Origin of the sequence: Actinopolymorpha sp. B9G3, from assembly GCF_040120725.1 — a bacterium.
Taxonomy (GTDB): domain Bacteria; phylum Actinomycetota; class Actinomycetes; order Propionibacteriales; family Actinopolymorphaceae; genus Thermasporomyces.
On the sequence record NZ_JBEEAB010000066.1, the window covers coordinates 1 to 1,683 of the forward strand.

The window sequence follows — 1,683 nt, forward strand, 5'->3', positions numbered from 1 at the left end:
TCGATGAGTGATCCGCTCGCGGTGTCGTCAGGGCGGGTCTGGTTATGGCCGGTCGACTTCAACTTCACCGGCTACCAGGCCGTCGTCGAGTACCGATCGATCGTGCGGGGATTCCTCAACTCCGTCTTCTACGCAGGCTTCGGAACGTTTGTCAACGTGACCTTGACATTGCTCGCGGCGTACCCGCTGTCACGGCGCGACCTCTATGGCCGCAACTGGTTCATGCTGCTGTTCGTCTTCACGATGATGTTCAGTGGCGGCCTGATCCCGACCTACCTCGTCGTGCACGACCTCGGCCTGCTGAACACCCGCTGGGCACTGATCCTGCCCACCGCCATGGCCGTCTGGAACATGATCATCACCCGCACCTACTACCAGGTGACGATCCCACACGAGCTGCTGGAGGCCGCCCGTATCGACGGCTGCGACGACTTCAGGTTCTTCCTGCGGATCGTCATTCCCCTGTCGAAACCCATCATCGCCGTCAACGCCCTGTTCTACGCGGTCGCCCACTGGAACCAGTTCTTCAACGCACTCATCTACCTGACCGACGAAACACTGTTCCCCCTCCAGCTCGTGCTCCGCGAGATCCTGATCCAGAACACCGTCGAACCGGGCGCCATGGACGTCGCGGAGATGGTGCGCCGCCAAGAACTTCGGGACCTGTTGAAGTACACCCTCATCGTCGTCGCCAGCATCCCGCCCCTGCTGGCCTATCCGTTCGTCCAGAAGCACTTCGTCAAGGGCGTCATGATCGGCTCCCTCAAGGGCTGACCTGATCCGAAAGAACAGGGAGGACGCTGCGATGGCCACACTGCTCCGCCGGCCGGAGACGACCCCGGGCGCCGACGTCGACTCGCCCCGCAACCGGCGTGCCGCCCAGCGACGAGCCAACTGGCGACAGGTCAAGCACAACTGGCAGCTCTACCTCATGCTGCTGCTTCCCGTGGTCTACATCCTGGTCTTCCACTACTGGCCGATGTACGGCGTGCAGATCGCGTTCAAGAACTACAACGTCGTGCAGGGCATCAGCGGCAGCCCGTGGGTCGGCCTGGCGCACTTCGAACGGTTCGCCGAGTCCTTCATGTTCTGGCCCGTCATCCGCAACACCATCATCCTGCACTCCTACGAACTCATCGCCACATTCCCCCTGCCCATCATCCTCGCGCTCGCCCTCAACCAGGTGCGGATGCAATGGTTCAAACGCTCAGTACAGCTGATCACCTACGCACCGCACTTCATCTCCACCGTGGTCGTCGTCGGCATGCTCTTCGTCCTGTTGGACCCACGAACCGGCCTGCTCAACAACCTCCTCGGCGCAGTAGGCATCGGCCCGCTCGACCTGCTCGGCAACCCCGACTACTTCCGACACATCTACGTCTGGTCAGGCGCCTGGCAGAACCTCGGCTTCGCCGCGATCATCTACCTCGCCGCACTCGCCGGCATCGACCCCGAACTACACGAAGCCGCCATCGTCGACGGAGCCAACCGGATCAAACGGATGTGGCACATCGACATACCCGGCATCATGCCGGTCGCCGTCATCCTGCTCATCCTCAACATCGGCACGATCCTGTCGGTCGGGTTCGAGAAGGTCCTGCTCATGCAAACCCCACTCAACCTAGGAACCTCTGAAGTCATCGACACCTACGTCTACAAAGTCGGCCTCGCCGCCGCCGTACC

The 1,683-nt window shown here is 61.9% G+C and carries 2 protein-coding genes; both read left to right on the forward strand.

Annotated features, from left to right (window positions below; translation table 11 throughout):
* The coding region (locus ABNF93_RS34565) for a carbohydrate ABC transporter permease (RefSeq protein ID WP_349332482.1) at positions 1–774 on the forward strand (774 nt) is incomplete at its 5' end.
* A gap of 31 nt (positions 775–805) precedes the next feature.
* Positions 806–1,683: ABC transporter permease (locus ABNF93_RS34570; protein WP_349332483.1), on the forward strand; the 878-nt coding region annotated here is incomplete at its 3' end.